Annotated in this window: 19 protein-coding genes; 2 read left to right on the top strand and 17 right to left on the bottom strand. The window is 37.7% G+C overall.

Annotation, left to right across the window (positions count from 1 at the left end):
• Positions 1 to 137 precede the first annotated feature (137 nt).
• Positions 138 to 2687: a M14 family zinc carboxypeptidase gene (locus VOI17_RS09955; RefSeq protein ID WP_323757103.1), complete on the top strand. Its 2550-nt coding sequence runs from the start codon at positions 138 to 140 to the stop codon at positions 2685 to 2687.
• Positions 2688 to 3143: 456 nt separating this feature from the next.
• On the opposite strand, the gene VOI17_RS09950 is transcribed toward VOI17_RS09955, so the two are convergent.
• The 7 genes from VOI17_RS09950 to VOI17_RS09920 form a co-directional block, all read right to left on the bottom strand.
• Positions 3144 to 3692 (bottom strand): hypothetical protein, encoded by a 549-nt coding sequence (locus VOI17_RS09950; RefSeq protein ID WP_323757102.1) that lies wholly within the window; start codon positions 3690 to 3692, stop codon positions 3144 to 3146.
• Between the two features lie 163 nt (positions 3693 to 3855).
• Positions 3856 to 4710, bottom strand: coding sequence for an alpha/beta hydrolase (locus tag VOI17_RS09945; protein ID WP_323757101.1), 855 nt, complete (start codon positions 4708 to 4710; stop codon positions 3856 to 3858).
• A gap of 316 nt (positions 4711 to 5026) precedes the next feature.
• Positions 5027 to 5596: a hypothetical protein gene (locus tag VOI17_RS09940; protein WP_323757100.1), complete on the bottom strand. Its 570-nt coding sequence runs from the start codon at positions 5594 to 5596 to the stop codon at positions 5027 to 5029.
• A 60-nt stretch (positions 5597 to 5656) separates the two neighbouring features.
• Positions 5657 to 6313, bottom strand: a complete 657-nt coding sequence (locus tag VOI17_RS09935) for a hypothetical protein (protein ID WP_323757099.1) — start codon at positions 6311 to 6313, stop codon at positions 5657 to 5659.
• 209 nt (positions 6314 to 6522) lie between these two features.
• Positions 6523 to 7089, bottom strand: a complete 567-nt coding sequence (locus VOI17_RS09930) for a hypothetical protein (RefSeq protein ID WP_323757098.1) — start codon at positions 7087 to 7089, stop codon at positions 6523 to 6525.
• Positions 7090 to 7449: 360 nt separating this feature from the next.
• Positions 7450 to 8685 (bottom strand): MFS transporter, encoded by a 1236-nt coding sequence (locus VOI17_RS09925; RefSeq protein ID WP_323757097.1) that lies wholly within the window; start codon positions 8683 to 8685, stop codon positions 7450 to 7452.
• A gap of 6 nt (positions 8686 to 8691) precedes the next feature.
• Complete coding sequence (locus VOI17_RS09920) at positions 8692 to 10362, bottom strand: helix-turn-helix domain-containing protein (protein ID WP_323757096.1); 1671 nt, start codon at positions 10360 to 10362, stop codon at positions 8692 to 8694.
• Between VOI17_RS09920 and VOI17_RS09915 the strand changes: the two genes are divergently transcribed.
• Complete coding sequence (locus tag VOI17_RS09915; RefSeq protein ID WP_323757095.1) at positions 10352 to 10606, top strand: hypothetical protein; 255 nt, start codon at positions 10352 to 10354, stop codon at positions 10604 to 10606. The two genes, VOI17_RS09920 and VOI17_RS09915, sit on opposite strands and share 11 nt — an antisense overlap.
• Before the next feature lie 404 nt (positions 10607 to 11010).
• Here the strand turns inward: VOI17_RS09915 and VOI17_RS09910 are convergent, their stop codons facing one another.
• The 10 genes from VOI17_RS09910 to VOI17_RS09865 all read right to left on the bottom strand — a co-directional run bounded on the left by VOI17_RS09910 (position 11011) and on the right by VOI17_RS09865 (position 17733).
• A complete protein-coding gene (locus VOI17_RS09910) occupies positions 11011 to 11334 on the bottom strand; it encodes a hypothetical protein (RefSeq protein WP_323757094.1) in 324 nt (107 codons plus the stop codon).
• Positions 11321 to 11692, bottom strand: coding sequence for a hypothetical protein (locus VOI17_RS09905; protein ID WP_323757093.1), 372 nt, complete (start codon positions 11690 to 11692; stop codon positions 11321 to 11323). Before VOI17_RS09905 ends, VOI17_RS09910 begins: the two co-directional genes overlap by 14 nt.
• A 205-nt stretch (positions 11693 to 11897) precedes the next feature.
• Entirely contained in the window at positions 11898 to 12494 is a 597-nt protein-coding gene (locus VOI17_RS09900) for a hypothetical protein (protein WP_323757092.1), read from the bottom strand.
• A 224-nt stretch (positions 12495 to 12718) separates the two neighbouring features.
• The gene (locus VOI17_RS09895) at positions 12719 to 13063 is read right to left on the bottom strand and encodes a hypothetical protein (RefSeq protein ID WP_323757091.1); all 345 of its coding nucleotides are present in this window, start codon (positions 13061 to 13063) and stop codon (positions 12719 to 12721) included.
• The gene (locus VOI17_RS09890; RefSeq protein ID WP_323757090.1) at positions 13056 to 13463 is read right to left on the bottom strand and encodes a hypothetical protein; all 408 of its coding nucleotides are present in this window, start codon (positions 13461 to 13463) and stop codon (positions 13056 to 13058) included. Before VOI17_RS09890 ends, VOI17_RS09895 begins: the two co-directional genes overlap by 8 nt.
• 123 nt (positions 13464 to 13586) lie before the next feature.
• Positions 13587 to 14645, bottom strand: a complete 1059-nt coding sequence (gene xerA, locus VOI17_RS09885) for a site-specific tyrosine recombinase/integron integrase (RefSeq protein WP_323757089.1) — start codon at positions 14643 to 14645, stop codon at positions 13587 to 13589.
• 237 nt (positions 14646 to 14882) lie between these two features.
• Entirely contained in the window at positions 14883 to 15317 is a 435-nt protein-coding gene (gene tnpA / locus VOI17_RS09880; RefSeq protein ID WP_323757088.1) for an IS200/IS605 family transposase, read from the bottom strand.
• A gap of 139 nt (positions 15318 to 15456) precedes the next feature.
• Entirely contained in the window at positions 15457 to 16485 is a 1029-nt protein-coding gene (rlmF, locus tag VOI17_RS09875; RefSeq protein ID WP_323757087.1) for a 23S rRNA (adenine(1618)-N(6))-methyltransferase RlmF, read from the bottom strand.
• A gap of 131 nt (positions 16486 to 16616) precedes the next feature.
• Complete coding sequence (locus VOI17_RS09870; RefSeq protein WP_323757086.1) at positions 16617 to 17348, bottom strand: energy transducer TonB; 732 nt, start codon at positions 17346 to 17348, stop codon at positions 16617 to 16619.
• 61 nt (positions 17349 to 17409) lie between these two features.
• A complete protein-coding gene (locus VOI17_RS09865; protein WP_323757085.1) occupies positions 17410 to 17733 on the bottom strand; it encodes a tetratricopeptide repeat protein in 324 nt (107 codons plus the stop codon).
• Positions 17734 to 17756: the final 23 nt, after the last annotated feature.

Genomic DNA, 17756 nt, shown 5'->3' with positions numbered 1-17756 from the left:
GCTTTGATATTAAGGGCTATTTTGTTTTTCGGGAACGGGAAGTAAAGTTCGCAAAAAGGAGCAAACCTAAATGAGAAAGTTTGAATAGTAATAAATTCAACTTACTCACATTTGAAGAGAAGAAAAAACATTCAACCATGAGATATAGAAGTCTATTTACAACCCTTGTTCTTTTATTCGCCCTATTCAACCTTAATGCTCAAAACGATTACTTTTTTGCAGAAGGGGCTCGTTTCGATCCGAAAATCCCAACACCTGAGAAATATTTGGGTTACCCGATTGGCTCATTGCATACGCGTCACGATGCGATTGTTGGCTACATGCGCGAGTTAGCACGACTTTCTGACCGCGCCACACTCGATACGATTGGGGAAACTTATGAGCACCGACAGTTGGTGGTATTGACCATCACCTCTCCTGAAAATCATAGGAACTTAGAAAGTATTCGAAAGGAGCATTTAAAATTGACTGACCCAAATCAGAGTATTGACGATTATTCAAACATGAAGTCTGTGGTGCTTTTGGGCTATAACGTACATGGAAATGAGCCTTCCAGCTCAGAAGCCGCCTTGCTAACGGCTTATTACTATGTAGCAGGGCAATCTGCCGAGGTAAGGGCCGCCATAAAAGATGCGGTATTAATGGTAGACCCAGCTTTTAACCCTGATGGACGCGATCGCCATACCACTTGGGCCAACTCTTATTTAGGCGACCCAATGGTGTCTGACCCCATTGATGTGGAACACAATGAGGCTTGGCCGCGTGGAAGAACGAATCACTATTGGTATGACTTGAACCGTGACTGGTTGCCATTGGCGCATGTAGAAAGTCAAGCGAGAATCGACTTCTATCACAAATGGTATCCGAATGTGGTAACCGATTTCCATGAAATGGGAACGAACTCTACCTACTTCTTTGAGCCAACAAAACCATTTGGTTCTGAAAACCCAGTGGTGCCGAGAGATAATTATGATGGCTTGAACAACCTTTTCGCAGGCTATTTTCATGAAGCCCTAGACGAGATTGGTTCTTTGTATTTCACTAAAGAGCAGTACGATAACAGTTACCCAGGTTATGGTTCGACTTACCCAGATATTCACGGGGCATTGGGCTTGGTGTTTGAACAAGCCAGTTCAAGAGGGCATGTGCAAGATTCTCCAACAGGAAAAGTGGGTTTTGCTTTTACCATAAAAAATCACGTGACCTCTAGTTTGGCGACAGTCCGCGCTGCGGTGGGCGAGCGTGAAGTGTTGCTCAAGCACATGGAGAACTATTTCGATTCGGCTTTGGAAGAAGGAGCGAAAAACCCTGTTAAAGGATGGGTTTTTGGTGATCCTGTAGATGACGGAAGAAATCAAGCCTTTATTGATTTGTTGTTGAGACACAAAATCAAAACCGTGGCATTGGATGAGGATATTGAATTGAACGGAAAAAGCTATAAAGCGGGCAAGGCATTCTATGTGACCAATGCGCAAAAGCAATACAGAATGGTGCGCACCATGTTTGAGCAGGTAACCACATTCTATGACAGTATTTTTTACGATGCTTCTTCATGGACGGCTGCTTTAACCTACAATATGCCTTATGCCGAATGGAAAGGAAAACAAGATTTGTCTGGAAAAGAATTGGATAGAACCGACCTGAAAGGCACCTATGCCAGAGTTCCTAAAACCAATTATGCTTATCTGATTGAGTGGAATGAATACTATGCGCCAAAGGCTTTGAATTACCTTTTGGAAAAGGGCGTTTATGTGAATTATGGCAGCAAACCATTTTCTATCGAAACGAATGAAGGCGTAAAGGAATATGGCTATGGCACCTTAATGATTCCAGTTTCCCGTCAGGAAATGGATGCCGATTTGGTACATGCCTATGTGGAAGAAGCCACCGAGATTGCTGGTATTCGTGCCCAAAGCGTGAAAACTGGTTTTAGTACTTCTGGAGTAGATTTAGGAAGTGGAAGCTTTACCACGGTAAGAAAACCAAAAGCGATTATGTTGATTGGTGGAAATACCAACAGTGCTGAAGCTGGAGAGGTTTGGCATTTATTCGATTCTAAAGTGGGAATGCCAATCACGAAAGTAGATATGGACAACGCTGGAAGAATTAGCTGGAGCGACTACAACACCCTGATCCTAGTTTCAGGTTCTTATAATTCTTTAGGCGAAAGTACGCTGGACAGAATCAAGCTTTGGGTAAGAGAAGGCGGAACACTGATTACCATTAAAGGAGCCACCAGTTGGGCCATAGGAGCAAAATGGGTGAATGAAAAATATGCTGCGCGAAGCGAACAAGAAACGCCAGACCGTATGGATTATGTGACTTCACGTGATTTCTTTGGTGCCCGTTCTGTGGGTGGTTCAATGTACATGACGGATATTGACATTAGCCATCCAATTGGCTTTGGATATACAAGCCGTGAATTACCAGTATATAGAAACCATACTACTTTAATTCAGCCGAGTTCAAGCCCGACCAATACGGTGGTGAAATACACTGAAAACCCGCTATTAAGTGGTTATGTAAACAAAGCTAATTTGAAAGATATTGGCGGAACAGCCTCATTGATTGCTACCGGAATGGGTAGGGGCAATGTGGTAATGTTTGTAGATAATCCGAATTTCCGTGGCATGTGGTACGGCACCAACAGACTATTATTTAATGCGGTGTTCTTCGGGAATTATTAATAGGTCTTATGTAAACCGTTAATCGGTTTCAGTAATGTATAGAATAACAAAGCTCACGGTTTAAACCGTGAGCTTTGTTGTGAGAATGACTTTGTGCAATGGTTTTAACCATTTTGGCAGCAACCGTTTGTTTTCCTTCCGCAGGGTACGAAGGGTCTTAAACATAAATGTTGGAGATAAGCTTTGTGATCCCAGGGACAGAGTTCTTGATGAATAGTAGTCACAGGTTCTGCCAAAGGCAGATAAATCGGAGAACCTACGACAGTGGGGTGCAACGGTCTGGCTATGCGCTTGTGTGATTCAATGAACCGCCAAGTACGAGACCTCCCGAGGCTTCGGGGCTTACAGCATGACTTGGCTTCTTGAGAATCCTGTTTTTAGTTGACTTTTCCATAAGATTATAGTCAACCTATTTCAGGACGATACACTGTTGTAGAGCGTATTTAATTTGTTTACCTATTTGAAAACATACCTATACCCTACATTTATCATTAAACCATTAGAATAAATTGGGTTTCCAACGATTTTATCCGCTGATGCACCTGTTCCAACGCCTCCTATTTCAATGAAGTAATTTGCTGATTGATGCATAAAGAATTCAAACCCAAATAATCCGTAACCTCCGAGAACAGTACTTTCTGATGAAAACTCACTAGATGGAAGCAACAATGTGAGCCCTCCTTCACTATACAACCGAATGAATTCACCGATTTTACCTGCCACACCAATAATCCCTAGTGACATGCTGGAATATGGAGTCCAAGTAGTAATATTGGTGTTATTTATATGTTCATTGAACAATAAGTTTGCTCTTACTCGCAAGGCGACTTTCTTTTGAGCAAAATATGGACTTGTCATGTTTACACCTAACCCGAAGTCCTGTTGATTTTGCTTTATGTGAAATCCTAATCCCCAATTTGAGTTTATTTCTTCTGTTTCTTGTGCGTAAGTACTTGATGATATCCCACAAATTAGAATACAAATAAGTAAAACTGTGTTTTTCATATTATTTAATATGTGTTTAATTACTATCTATGTTCTTCAACGGTTTGGCTATGCAAAGAATCCCGACTCGCCTTTGCGAAGCTTGTCCCATCCCTAAAGCTAAAGCGACTAGCGGTCAGCGGAACAAGGAGGGTATTGCCTTTAGGTTTTTTTTAGCACGTTTTTATTTAATAATTGCTTTTTCAACCATTAGATTTTGCTCTTTACTTTGAACGTGTTTCGAATCAATAAGTAATTTGCTCTCTCTTAAGGATGGGAAAATCCTTTTTGCTCTTTTGAGCATTTTTTTACCAGGAAAAATAACATCATGCTGGGCAGCAAAAATTGTAATTGGCGTTTTGATATTGGCCGCCTTCTTTGAATCAATTACTGGTACTGGCGTGAAGTCCATGTCAAACTCCAAAAACACTTTTGATAGATATTTTATAGCAAATTCATCCCTATCAGTGAATACTTCAGCTAAAAACTTCTCAACGTATTTTGTTTTTTTAGTCTTTATGTACCGTTTCATCGGGATGAAGATTTTGAACAGAGCTTTTAAAGGATTGCCATTCACTATGTATGCTGGTGCAGACAAATAGACCTTCGATATCCTACTTTCATCGTATTCTAGAGTTTTGAGTATCACCAAGCCACCAAAAGAAAAGCCTGCCATTGATACGCTATCAATTTTCAAGTCATCAATGAGTTCATTCATCCATTTCCCATAGGAATTGTCTTTCATGCTTAATCGAGTTTCGGCACTTTTATTTGGTTGAGCCAAAACATCAACCGCATATACACGATGAGTTTTGTACAGGTTTGGATAGGTTTCTAAAGCTATTGGTGCACAGCCATTTGAACCATGAACCAGTATAATTGGTGGTTTGGATGTATCCCCAGTTGCAATGATATTTGTTTCTCCAAAAGAAGTATTTACCCTTAAGTAGTCATACTCAACGTCTAGTTCTTTAAGCTTCTTATCGTATAGACGAAGTATGTCCCGTTTACCTTCTTCTGATTTGAAAAGTGATTTCATTTATTTTTCTATTCTGCTACGGAGGTTAGTATATAAAGCGTAGTATGATTTCAAGTAAGTGTTACCCTATGTTTTTAGGAATTGAGTTTAATCTTTGGGGCTAAGAGCTTCGAGTAATTGAGCATCTACCCAGAATATGTCTCCTGTATCACCTTCATAACCTCTCAGTCTTGTTGGTCTTATGACTAACAAAGTATGTCTTAGAGATATTCTCTTGTTGGTGATAACACCAGCAATAGGTAAGGGGCTAACCTCTATCTCAAAGACTTTTTTTACACTTTGCTCTGAGGATCCAATTACATTGAGTTTTCCATTTTTAATACCAATTAAATCCGACTCCAAAGGAGAGCATTACAACTTCCCGATCTTTGTTGTCGCTCAAATTTGCCCAACCCATCTGAAGTTGCGTTTGAAGGTCTAGTACAAAGCGTTTCTTTTGTATTAATTCGTAGCCTGTACTAAAGGCTACTGCTCCACCAAAATTCCAATCTTCATCTTCAATGTTGTCTTCATAGAAGGCCGGAAAATCCATCGCTAGACCCGCACCAGCATTTATCCACCATTTGTCTTTTACCCAGTATTGGACAGATGGCATTAATGCATCAAAACTTCGGTCTTTGCCTTCGTATTCGTATCCCATTCCAGCATATGCTCCTAGAATAGCTAGGCGATCATTGACCATCCAACCCACTTTCAAATTAGGAAAACTCCCACCAGCTTGACTTTCATCAAAAGGTACAGCTTGATCGCTGTCAGATATACTGATGGCACCACCGCCAACTCCAAAACCAATGACAAATCCTTTTCTTTCAAGTGGGTTGGTCTCATTTTGACCATAGGAGAGAAGTGCACAAAATGTAAATATGATAATTAATATGTTTTTCATCTTTTTATAATTAAATGTGATTAATAAACTGGGGACTTATATCCTTTCTAAGCTTATGGCTTAAAAACTCATCCCGATGTAAATGTTCGGCTCAAAAAGAAAGTAGTTTTTCCACTTATCATCTATTACCTTAAATGCTTCGGGAGCATTGTTATCAAACATCCAGTGGTTAACATGTATTTGAGGCTCAATAAAAAAGCGTTTTTTCTTGCCAAATGCGATATGATAACCGACATGATATGAATTATAGAGCTTAAAATCATTTCCGATTTTGTTACCCTCTAGATCCATGTAGGTTTGAAATTGTGGTAACACTTCAACAGCTGCGAATAGTCCTTTCCATAACATACGTTGGTATGTAAATCCTATTCCTCTTTCTCGCACATGTCCTGGATAGAATTCACTTTCTGTATCTAACTTATCCAAAAGGCCATCCCAATATTGGATGCCCATAGGTTGAAACAATCTCCAGGTGGCAAGCTTCAATCCTATGATGTTCTTATTATCCAGATTACGCTTTACGTGAAGCTCTATCATTTGTGTACTTGTCCGATCATTCCACCCTCCTCCGATAGGATCTGTAAGAATAAAATAAGGTGTACTTACCCTCCACTTATGGGTTACTTCAGTTTTTTCTTCTCCTTCTTCCTGTGATTGTTTTTGAGCAAAAGCACCAAATGTGCTAAAGAATAAAAGAATGATTAATATGTTTTTCATTTTTCTTGATTTTTAAAGTGATTATGTGACTGGGAAATGATTTCTGATCTTATCGCTTAAAAATTCATTCCGCTGCAAATATTTGGCTCAAAAAAGGAGGTAGTTTTTCCTTCTATCGTCCATCTTTGAATCTATCAGGAGCATTGTTGCCTAAAAATTCAATGCTGACAATGAGCCTGTGGTTATATGAAAATTTGTTCTAGTTTACCCTAAAATTTATACCCTATTCGCAAATGCATATTTAATTCTAAACCGCTTTCGTCTTCTAAATAACCTGCACGTTCTGCAAATGTGTAACTGTACCCTACACCAATTCCTGCTTCATAATTAAAATGATCGCCTAAATTTCTTCTAATTCCCCAAGTAGGTATTATGGCGAAATCACTTACTATAGGTGCATCGTCAGTATTGAACAGCGCCAATTCCGGATGATAACTAGTTTTTATCGCAATAAAATTGCCGCTATTTCCATCAGTTCGTTGAGAGTTTTCTGAACGTTTTTTGAGGTTATAATAGAATCTTGGTTCAACAACTATGACGGGTGTGAGAATTAATGGAGAATCATAATCATCATAATAAGTGGTTTCCCAAATACCAAAATCAAAACCAATCTCTGTTCTTAATGCTATGGAGTTTGACAGTTTTGCTTCATTGTATGCCCAGATTCCTAAAACTCCAGCTTGTACTCCGAATGTTGATTTTTCAACGCTTGTGTTTTGAGCTTTGGCGATTAATGTTAATACGCACAAAGACAGGATTAATAATGCTTTTTTCATGTTTTCAATATTTTGAGTTTCACAAAGTCCTTTCGCTTACTGTTAGACCGTTTAGCATAAGAGAAGGAAATATCATCCAATGCATATTTACATTTTGACCGGATTGATAATTCAAAGATGGGCTGGAAAGCAAAGTGAATCGTTCTGAAATGTAATTCAGTACTTAATAGTGAGATTCGAAACTTTTTAAACAGGCTTAAATTTGGGGAGAAAGCACCATTTGGTATTAAGTCTTAGTTGTAATTAAGCCATATTAGTTTTTGGCTCGTTTTGTAAAAGTTTCTTAGTAAAGCGGTTTGTATAAAACCTTAGAATATAAGGTAGTATTTGAGAGGCAACAAAGTGAGAAATGGTAGATCCTTAGTCTAATGGAGTATTCTTTCTTTTTACGATTCGATTAATAATAAACATCAATCCAATCGTCAAAATCATTAATGAAATCACTACAGCTCCTAAGGTGGAAAAATTATTTATCATTCCATCATCAGACTGGAATACTATCCATCCAGCTAATATGGCTGCTGCACCTGCAACCGCCAATTGCATTGCTGCATCAACAGCCATATATGCACCTCGATCTTCTACTTCAGGAACCACTGTCCCAATAGCTGAAGATGAAATACTTCGAGCGTTAATTCCTATAAAAAGGAAGGTATGAACGATGGCAACTGTCCAAAAAGGGTTTATTTCCAAGTTTGTAAAAACTCCAACCGTCAAAATTGTAATAACTGTTCCAACTACAAAAATTTTGAGTGTTCCATATTTATCTGTTAATCGACCAATAAGAGGAGAGAACACGAAAGTCGAAACCCCTGCGATTCCATATAGTAAGGGAAGGTCATCAAGACCTACTCCAAGATTGTTAATGCAAAAAGCAGCGCTAAAAGTCATTAAAATTACATCACCTGCTACTAAGAGCGTATTATTAAAAAACACAATTAGATAATTTCTGTTGCTGATTATTTTTAATGAATGAAGCAAAGGGTTGACTTTAACCGGTTTTTGTAGATGCTCATTTACTGGATTTATTTTCCAAATGACTAGAAATATGGCAATGATTCCGATAGTTAAAATCAGCCCAAAAGCTAAATGCCAATCCCACTCAGAAGCCAAGTAAAGAGCAAGTGGTAAACCCAAAATTTGACTCCCTGCAGAAGCCATCTGTAGAATTCCAAAAGCCCTCCCTCTTTTAGTTGTTTCAAATAGATCAGCTATGATGGCAAAGCAAATAGGGCCTACAACACCACCAAATGTCCCGGTAATAATCCGAGCAACAATCAATACATTATAGCTAGGTGCACTAGCACAAAATAAAACGCCCAGTAAAAAACCCGAGTAAAAGAATAGCAGTAGTTTTTTTCGATCAAATTTATCAGCATAGCCCGATAATAATATGGCAGTTATTCCTGCACTAATAGGATATGCTGAGGCAAGTAAGCCAAACTGTTTGGTAGTGATTTTCAGTTCAGGAAGAAGTATAGCGGACAAGGCAGAGGTTAACATGTAGTCCAAAACAATAGTCAATAAAACTAACGCAATGATGGTGACTAAAAGAAATTGATACCGGGAGAGTTTGGGTTTAGTCTCAACAGTCATTTTGATCTATTTTTTATGCGACTTTACCCATGTTTTTGGAGTCATTCCTTCCATCTTTTTAAAAAAAGCATTGAATACTGTTTTGGAGTTAAAGCCACTGTCATAAGCTAAACCTAAGAGTGTTAGGTTACTGTTATTTGGGTTGAGTGCTTTTTCTTTAAAAGCGATTAATCGGTACGCGTTAATGTATTCGTTGAAATTCTTACCTATTTGTTCATTGAGTAACCACGATAATTTATTTGGCTGCATATCCAATTTTTCTGCTAATAGCCTTAGCGAAATTGCTGGGTCTAAATAGACCTGATCTTCTTTCATTAGCTGATCTAATTGCTCTAAATAGTTTTCTATTTCTTTTTCGTTTAATAAGGAGGGATTAACGAAAGTGGTTTGAGCTATGTTTATAGGCTCAAGAATATGTTTGTTTTTTATAGATGGTGGAAAATTCATTTGGGCATAAATTTCTTTAAACCGAGTATGATCCCGCAGGTTATCCCAGACCCAAAAAATCTTCAAGGTTGCCATTATTGTCGAACGTTCTTCGTAAGCTTTGTCTAACCAGTAAATGGCTTCATCAGGCATATTTAAAAGTGAGTATAAAACTGCCGGATCAGAAGAATCAACATATTTCGATTTTTTTAGGACAGCTAAAACCTCTTCTTTTTTACCCATTAGTATTTTCACTACCAATAAATCTAAGTTGGCAAGTCCTAGACCTCCAATAAGTTCGAGTGCTCCATTAATGTCAATTAATGCCTCCTTATAGTTTCCTAAATACGCCTGAACCAACCCCCGAAAACGAAGAGCCTCTGCATAATTAGGGTCTATTTCCAAGGCTTTATTAAATGCAATTATAGACTTCTCAAAACGCCTTGCAAAATAATAGGTCAAGCCCAATTGCCAATGAGTATGAACATGAAGGGGATCTGTTTCGGTCTCCATTTTGGCTACTTCAATTGCTCGTTCAAAATCTTCTTTGATAAATATATAGTAGTAGGTTATGAATTCATTTTGGTCAGATTGTCCATATTTTATAGCCTTGTCGTATTCTATAAGGGCAGCTTCCCAATTCCAAGCCGAGAACAGTTCAATATAAGCAAGCACCATATGTGCCTTTGCATTTTCTACATTTAATTCGATGGCTTTATTAGCTGCATTTCTTGCTAAGTCATTCCCTTCTTCATTGGGTAATATATTGAGGGCTGCAGCGTGAATATATGTTTCCCCCAAGAATGCATATGCCTCTGCATAATTTGGGTCAACTTTAATTGCAGCTTTGAAGAATTTCATCGCATTTTTAATGTCTTCAAAGTCTTTCCGCTTTAAATGATAACTTCCTTTCAACCATAGATCATATGCTTTGACGTTATGAGTTTGGCTAGTATTGAGAGAAGATGGGATTTCGATATGTCCAAAATTTTCACGAATCTGGTCGGCAAGAAGTATGCTGATTTCATCTTGCAAGACGAAAATATCTTCCAACTCCCGATCGAAATTTTTTGACCAGAAGTGAGTACCGTCATCAGTACTGATCAACTGCGCTGTAATACGAACCCTGTTTTTGGCTTTCCTAACACTCCCTTCCAAAACAGTACTGACTCCTAACTGACCACCAATGGTTCGTACATCTATATTTTTATTCTTAAATGCAAAAGAGGATGTGCGAGCAATGACTTTCAAACCCTTTACGGTGGTGAGGGCATTGATTATTTCTTCCGTAATGCCATCGCTGAAGTATTCGTTCTCAGGGTCGGCACTCATATTCACAAAAGGGAGAACCACAATGGACTTGTTGGATGATGATATGAGTAGATGGTTGCTCATTTTCTACTCCACTAAATTAGGGCTTCTATTAAGAGATGTTGAAATTTTAATGATTTTTCTTTTAGTTGGTTACAACGTTATGTTTACGCCACGTTTGTGACGCATATATCTCATGTAATTTATCAAAACTTCCTTATAGCATCCAAATCAGTCGCTATAAGGAAGTTTATTGAAGGTCACCTTTGTCTAAAGGTGATTTTCCCCCAGCCTTTATGAGTAATATGTGTATCTCCTGAGCCTTCGGGGTCACTGGTTTGGCTTGAATTGTGACCTAAAAATCTGTTTCTTCTTCATTGTAGGACTGCTGATGAACTCCTAAATTATAAACCGTTAAAACGGTTGTGAGAGCAAGCCCCAAAAACAAAGCCCACGGTGTAAATCGTGGGCTTTGTTATAAATGTCTTTGTGGAATGGGTTAACCATTTAAACTGGTAAGTAGTTATTGCTGAACGTTTAATGTAAAATGCGTTTTAATGCATTTTTACATAGTGTTGTAGCCAGTTTTTATTTTTCATTATCAATTACAGTCGGATTCAATACATCTTCCAAATTCCCTTTAGCCAATAAGTCTGTAATTGTTCTTTCAATACAATCTCTTGTCATTTCTTTTACGAACAAGTCTGGGGGAACTTGGTAAATCCCATTCGAGTTTTCACCACTCACCATATCCAACTTAATCGAAGTCTCCAGAAATTTATATGTCCACACATTGATTCCATAGTGCCTTCCATCAGGTAAGTCCACGTGAACATTAGCAAACTCGTTGTCAGTGTCCCAATTCCCTGGGTCAACTTCTTCAAATTCTAACCAAAGCTTAAATTTCGACATTTGCTAATCTTTTAGAAATTTCAAAATCGTTGAATTTCCAATAATTTAAAGTTCCTTTATGTAAATCAATTGACTTTGTTAACCTTTCATTTATTAGAAATAATAATTCTTCGGTTTCTACATTGTTGTTTTTATTAAAAATGTCATTTGTGCTATCAATTATCATTTCCATTAAAGATTCCTTTTCTTTATCAGTTGTCTCTGGTTTGTCGTATTCTTCAATAAATTCTGCTACACGATTTGAATCAGCAATTTCATATTCCCAATCCTGCATTGATTCATCAAACTTTAGGCTTAGTTTTTTTGCTAAACTTTTTCTTGCCTTTTGGTCTGGTATAAATTGACAGTGATTTTTCATTTTTTTAATTGGCTACAACGGTTTGGCTATGCGCAGTGCGGGATTGAAAAGCAGTAGTTTTCAATCGAGCACAGTGGTAAGCCAAAGCTGTGATTTGATTTTAAGTTATACATTTTCAAAAGCAAAGCTCAGCTTTGGCGGGGAAGGAGATGCAGTCTCGATACCACCATCAACCGCATTGCGTATAGGTTATGTTGTAGCACGTCTAATTTAAAATTAATGTAACCCCGATAGTTGAGACAATTAATATCACTATGGCTAACGCGCAACCATTCCCCAGCTTTGAAGGTGGTTTAGCATTCGGGTCAGGAGAAATTTTACTCATAGCTTCAAAATTTGAAATTGTGATTTTCGGTTCAGCAAAATCAAATTCTTTAGTCTCTAGTTCTGAATATTCGTGGCCAATTCCGAATCCCATTTTGTAGGTTTTGTATTCACCTTCAAAAACAGCATAGACATTATCCCCTTCATCATCACTATCAGAAACATATAAAAGTACTCGCTTACCAAGTTTTTCATCAGGTAGTTTGTCCTCTTTTTCGATTGTCCAAAACCCCAAGACTTTAGCAGAGTAATCTTGAATTTCAGCATAGTTCAAGTAATTCACGAAATACTTGAATCTCTCAAAATCAGGACTATTTGTAAAACTTAGTAAGTACTGATTTTCATTAGTGTTTGATTTGAAGGTTTTAATATCCTTTACAAACTCTGTGTTTGAATAAAGGTCTGCCATTGATTGAACCGCATTTAGAAAGTCTTTTTCACTTGGGCCAATTACTAAAATATATTTTCCGAAATGCATTATTTAAGTTTAGGTGATGTGCTACAACGGTTAGTATATGGCAAGTAGGGCAGAAGAAGCGATAATCTTTCAAGTTTGCACTGAGCCAAAACGTTGTATTTTGTTTTTAATTTATTCATTCTTAAAAGCCAAATCAACGATTTGGCGGTGTTTGTAAAAAGTACCAAACTTCCCTAACCCACCGAACGCCCTATTGGCTATATACAGTGTTGTGGTGTCGTTTTTTATTTCCAAAATTGCCACCATTTATTTTCTTTTTTGGTGTCTTCTTCAATCCAATCACCATTTTCTCCCTTAGTCCATTTTTTATCTATTCCGTCAAGTGTAATTTCAGCACCTTGACCATTATCAATGTGTTCTATCAAGTCTTCAGCAAACCAAAATGATGCGTTTAAATCGTCAAAATGTACATTTATCGCAACATCTTTTGTCAATGTTCCAATAACTTCAAAGTCCATAATTGAGGGAGTTGATTGCCCATAAACTTCACCTTCTTTATCTGCAAGTCCTTTGTTCTCTGTTTCTGTTGTTCGTTTAATCCGAACCCTATTTCCAAAAGTGCTAAACATTTCTTTTTTCTTTGATATCAATCCACAAGTCTCTCATATTAGGAGTCACTTTCCAACAATCAGAAATGCTTTGTCCAAAGCAACTCCAATAGAAAATAGTGTATTCGTGAATTTCAAAATCTTCAATAATTTTTAGTCTTAGACGATTCCAATTTTTATCATATTCGTTTGGGTCTTCAATATCGGTCAATGCTTGGATTAGCATTTCCATTAGACTAAACTTTTTGTCTTCGTCTGTTTGCTCGTTATAATGTTGAAAGTAGTTTTCTATTTCTTTCGATTCAGCAATTTCATAAGGCCAATCTTGCATCCAATCAGCATATGGATAATCGTATTTAGCAACCAATTCTTTGATTGCCTTTTCTGTCCCGCACCTGAATTTTGGTTCTTTTACCTTCATTTTTTTAATGCACCACAACGTTATGTATCAGTCACGTTTGTGGCGTATAGCCATAAATATATTGAATTTTTTGCCTGTTATACCTTATATATTAGGTATAACAGGCACTCTTAGTTTTTTTATTTAAATATCTAACTCGTCTAAAGGAGACTTAATTCGCTTCCATCCAATGTGTGTAATATGCGTGTATATTTCTGTCGTCTGGCTAGAGTTATGGCCTAAGAGTACTTGTATGTATCTCAAATCAACTCCCTTTTCTAAAAGATGGGTGGCAAAGCTATGTCTTAATGAATGTAGCGTGATTTTTTTCTTAATACCCGATTTAAATAAAGCCTTTTTAAAAACTTTTCTTAGGCTAGCCGTACTGTAAATCCCCCCATTTTGACCTTCGAACAAATACTCTTTTGGGCGATACTCTTTAAAGTAATCACGCAATGCTGTAAGTGCCTTTTCAGATAAAATTGTTACCCTATCTTTTTTCCCTTTACCGCCTCGAATGAAAACTCGCATCTGCTCTCCATCAATATCTGATATTCTCAAGTTAATTAATTCACCTGCTCTTAAACCGGAACTATACACTATTAAGAGCATGACCTTATGCTTTAAATTCCTTACAGTTTTAAGCAAAACGAGTACTTCCTTTTCAGTAAGTACTTTTGGTAATTTAAATTCCTTAATAGGCCGATCAATATGATAAAATCCCTTTTCTCGCCCCAATACTTTCTCGAAATAGAACTTGATTGCGTTGATATATTGGTTTTGACTGCTGACTGAAACCTTTTTGGTATTCACTAAATAGGTCTGAAATTTGGCAACATGCTCATCGTTTAATAATTCTGGTTCGATATCAGAGAAATAATTCAAAAACTGTTCAAAAAGAGAAACGTATGTTTTGATCGTATTTGGGCTGTACCTTCTACGTTCAAGCTGGTCTTTGTACTCTTTTGGGAGTTTTATACTTTTATTTCTAATTGTGTGACTAGAGGCGAGATCTTCTTCAATGTTGAATGCTAGTTTGATCTTAGCTTCATTAGCCGAGGAGTATTTAAAGAGCCAAAGTCTTAGTTTTGAATCCCAACGACCGTTCAGTTTTTTTGCTTTATCGATAAGTGATTGATCATATGGAATTGCTAAACCAATAAATTGCTCACCCTTGGTCGATATGGCTTCTAACTTTAACAATTCTTATTGTCTTTAATTAAAGATAGAAAAAAAAGTATCTTTTCTGCTAAATCACACCCAAAAACCAGCTCCTTCCTGATTGTAAAACTACTGCTGAACTCAAAAAACATAAACCGTTAAAACGGTTCTTTCAATTCATCTTTACCATAGCCCACGGTTTAAACCGTGGGCTATGGAATATTAATGTTGTTTGGTAATGGTTTTAACCATTTTCTCACTCTTGTCAGCGACAGTGGATTAGGAATTACTCAATCCGTATTTTTTCATAAAATCATCGAACTCTTGCTGAAAGGTTTTCTTTATAAGGTGTTGCTTTTGATTCTTTATGTATTCAAAAACCTTTTCAACTACCGACTCGGAAACAGAATAAGCCGCATATCCAGTTTGCCATGAAAATTTCTCGGACATCAGATTGTTCTGATTAACGAAATGAGAAGAACTCCCTTTTAATTGTTTGATGACTTCAGTTATTGATTTTTGTGGGTTTAGAAGAAATAGGCAATGAATATGGTCTGGCATACCATTGATAATTCTGACAGGGCATCCTTGTTCTCGCAGTTGAGTAGAAATAAATTGATAAACCTTTTGCTCTATGTTATCCTTTAGGAGCGGAGCCCTCTCTTTAGTTGCCCAAATGGCATGAACCCATATTTTATTGAAGGAATGTGACATGGTGTTTCTTTTATAATTACCAATATAAACCGTTAAAACGGTTCTGTCAATTCATCCGATTATCATAGCCCACGGTTTAAACCGTGGGCTATATGCAGGAAAAATTTTGTGTAATGGTTTTAACCATTTACCAAATTCGTTACTCTGATGTTTTGGTAGATTCTTCCTTTTCCTTCCACCTCGTGTTTTTCCATTCTTTTTGTTGAGCCGCGTTGAGGAAAGTCCATGCTACAATGCGGCTACTTTTGTTGCCTTGGCCCATCGGAATGGTTTTTACTTCAACTGCTTCTGCTTTTTCTAAAGATTCTAGAATTACAGCAAGGTTCGAAGACTTTGAAACTAAACTAGAGAACCAAAAACAGGAGGCGCCAAAGTTTTTGCTTTCGCGAATCATGGTTTGAATAAACTTTCGTTCTCCGCCATCACACCAGAGTTCCTTGCTTCTTCCGCCAAAGTTCAACACAGGGTCGGCTACTTTTTTCTTGGCAAGGTTATTCACCTTTCGCGAAGCACTTTCTTGGGCTTCATCTGGAGAACGGTGGAAGGGAGGGTTGCATATGGTAAGGTCAACTCGGTCTTCTTTTCTCAAAATACCGTAGAAAATATCCTTTGGCTCGGGCTGTCTTCTTAATTCTATTTTCCCCACCAAGTTGTGGTTCTGATCTATAATGGCCTGTGCCGATTTGATCGAAACCGAATCAATATCAGTGCCGATAAAAGACCATCCATATTCTTGCAAGCCAATGATCGGGTAAACGCAATTGGCGCCAACCCCCACATCGATACATGTTACTTTATCACCCGTTGGTATTTTTCCATAATTGCTCGCGCAAAGTACATCGGCCATGTGGTGGATGTAATCGGCCCTTCCTGGAATTGGCGGACATAAATAGTCTTCAGGAATATCCCAGAATTCTAATTTATAATGATGCTTTAATAAAGCCGTATTCAGTGTCTTTACCGCTGCTGGGTTGGCAAAATCAATAGAGTCATCGCCATACTTATTGGGTTGAACAAAGGCGCCTAATTCAGGGGTTCCTTTAACAAGCTGAGGTAGGTCATATCTGCCTCTGTGCTTATTTCTAGGGTGAAGTTTTGGCTTGGCTGCCGGAGCACTGTCTTTACTCGATTTTTTATTGGCTGTTTTTCTATCTCTTCTTTCGGACATGTCCATATGGGTTTATCAAAGGCAAAGGTACGGTTCAAAACCGTAAAAGCACCTATTCTGAGGTAAATGGAGAATATCATGCGCATTTCGCCTCAAAGCGAATTGCACGATTTCTGTATTACTTAGTAATGTTAACCGAGCTTAAAGACAATCCTTAAATCCATATAGGAGTTGACCGCTTTGCCCTCTTTTATTCCAGGGTTCCAATTCTCGGGAATTTGAGCCACTCGCAGGGCTTCTCTGGCTAAATACATATTGAATTCACTGTTTTGAACTTCCACTTTAGCCACCTTGCCACTGCTTAGAATAGTTAATCTAAGCTTTACTTCTCCTTGTGCTCCACTTCTGCGGGCTTCTACTGGATACTTTAAATTTTGCATTAGGTGTTTGTTCCATCCATCTTCTCCTGTTTTATAACTTGGATGGGTGTCAAGGTCATCCATTTCATAAATTCTGATGTCAGGCGATAAAATACTTTCCTTGCTAATCAAAACCCCATCCATATCATAGAGGTCGATAAAAGTATGGCCATTTCTGAGGTCTTCAGAGGTCCATTTATCTACCTTAACATTCTTTTTATACGTTCCTGTGATTCGAATTGAGTCGTTAAGATCTAGAGCGTAATAATCACCCTCTTTTTTCTTCTTTTCCAGATTTACACGCTCTAATAATGTCCCGTCTTTCAAATATTTATGAATAGAACTGTTTTTTTCAATGGTAGTCGTCACATCATAGCGAAATACTGAAGCATCGTTTTTGGTAACCTTCTTATCCTTTTGGTTGAAGTAGACAGTATCAACTTCTTGAGCAAAGGCACTGAAGCAAAGGAGAAGAGAGAGTAAACTGAGTGTAGCTCGAATCATTTGAAAGGCTTTAAATTTTCGCTCTAAATGTAATAGCCTAATCAAATTATTCAAAGTTTAATTACTCCATTTCGAATAATAAGTTTTGATGCGCAGCACTCAGCTCACGATGTGCTTTTGAATTCTGTTGTTTTTGTGCCAAGGCAATCCCTTGAGTGTAAATACTTAAGGCTTTTTCATCTTCCATTAAGTCGATGTACACCTGGGCTGCATGGTAATAAGTGGGAAGGTAGTCAGGAAATTCTAGCAGCAGCTTGTCAAAATATTCTTTGGCTTTTTCGGGCGATTCCGTTAAATATTCGTTGGCCAAGGCGTACCAGTTAAAAGGGTCGTTGGGTTCTTCCGCTGTAAACTTTTTTAACATACTCAATCTCTGTTCGTTCATCGTTTACATTGATTTTTATTTAC

Origin of the sequence: Roseivirga sp., assembly GCF_034669765.1 — a bacterium.
GTDB lineage: Bacteria > Bacteroidota > Bacteroidia > Cytophagales > Cyclobacteriaceae > Roseivirga.
The sequence above is the reverse complement of the archived record's forward strand: the minus strand, read 5'-3'. Positions and strand labels throughout refer to the sequence as shown.

What these genes read in the sequence shown, in the direction of transcription:
- VOI17_RS09955 (WP_323757103.1), top strand. Translation starts at nt 138, where the DNA reads ATGAGATATAGAAGTCTATTTACAACCCTTGTTCTTTTATTCGCCCTA.
- VOI17_RS09950 (WP_323757102.1), bottom strand. Translation starts at nt 3,692, where the DNA reads ATGAAAAACACAGTTTTACTTATTTGTATTCTAATTTGTGGGATATCA.
- VOI17_RS09945 (WP_323757101.1), bottom strand. Translation starts at nt 4,710, where the DNA reads ATGAAATCACTTTTCAAATCAGAAGAAGGTAAACGGGACATACTTCGT.
- VOI17_RS09940 (WP_323757100.1), bottom strand. Translation starts at nt 5,596, where the DNA reads ATGAAAAACATATTAATTATCATATTTACATTTTGTGCACTTCTCTCC.
- VOI17_RS09935 (WP_323757099.1), bottom strand. Translation starts at nt 6,313, where the DNA reads ATGAAAAACATATTAATCATTCTTTTATTCTTTAGCACATTTGGTGCT.
- VOI17_RS09930 (WP_323757098.1), bottom strand. Translation starts at nt 7,089, where the DNA reads ATGAAAAAAGCATTATTAATCCTGTCTTTGTGCGTATTAACATTAATC.
- VOI17_RS09925 (WP_323757097.1), bottom strand. Translation starts at nt 8,685, where the DNA reads ATGACTGTTGAGACTAAACCCAAACTCTCCCGGTATCAATTTCTTTTA.
- VOI17_RS09915 (WP_323757095.1), top strand. Translation starts at nt 10,352, where the DNA reads ATGACTTTCAAACCCTTTACGGTGGTGAGGGCATTGATTATTTCTTCC.
- VOI17_RS09910 (WP_323757094.1), bottom strand. Translation starts at nt 11,334, where the DNA reads ATGTCGAAATTTAAGCTTTGGTTAGAATTTGAAGAAGTTGACCCAGGG.
- VOI17_RS09905 (WP_323757093.1), bottom strand. Translation starts at nt 11,692, where the DNA reads ATGAAAAATCACTGTCAATTTATACCAGACCAAAAGGCAAGAAAAAGT.
- VOI17_RS09900 (WP_323757092.1), bottom strand. Translation starts at nt 12,494, where the DNA reads ATGCATTTCGGAAAATATATTTTAGTAATTGGCCCAAGTGAAAAAGAC.
- VOI17_RS09895 (WP_323757091.1), bottom strand. Translation starts at nt 13,063, where the DNA reads ATGTTTAGCACTTTTGGAAATAGGGTTCGGATTAAACGAACAACAGAA.
- VOI17_RS09890 (WP_323757090.1), bottom strand. Translation starts at nt 13,463, where the DNA reads ATGAAGGTAAAAGAACCAAAATTCAGGTGCGGGACAGAAAAGGCAATC.
- tnpA (WP_323757088.1), bottom strand. Translation starts at nt 15,317, where the DNA reads ATGTCACATTCCTTCAATAAAATATGGGTTCATGCCATTTGGGCAACT.
- rlmF (WP_323757087.1), bottom strand. Translation starts at nt 16,485, where the DNA reads ATGTCCGAAAGAAGAGATAGAAAAACAGCCAATAAAAAATCGAGTAAA.
- VOI17_RS09870 (WP_323757086.1), bottom strand. Translation starts at nt 17,348, where the DNA reads ATGATTCGAGCTACACTCAGTTTACTCTCTCTTCTCCTTTGCTTCAGT.
- VOI17_RS09865 (WP_323757085.1), bottom strand. Translation starts at nt 17,733, where the DNA reads ATGAACGAACAGAGATTGAGTATGTTAAAAAAGTTTACAGCGGAAGAA.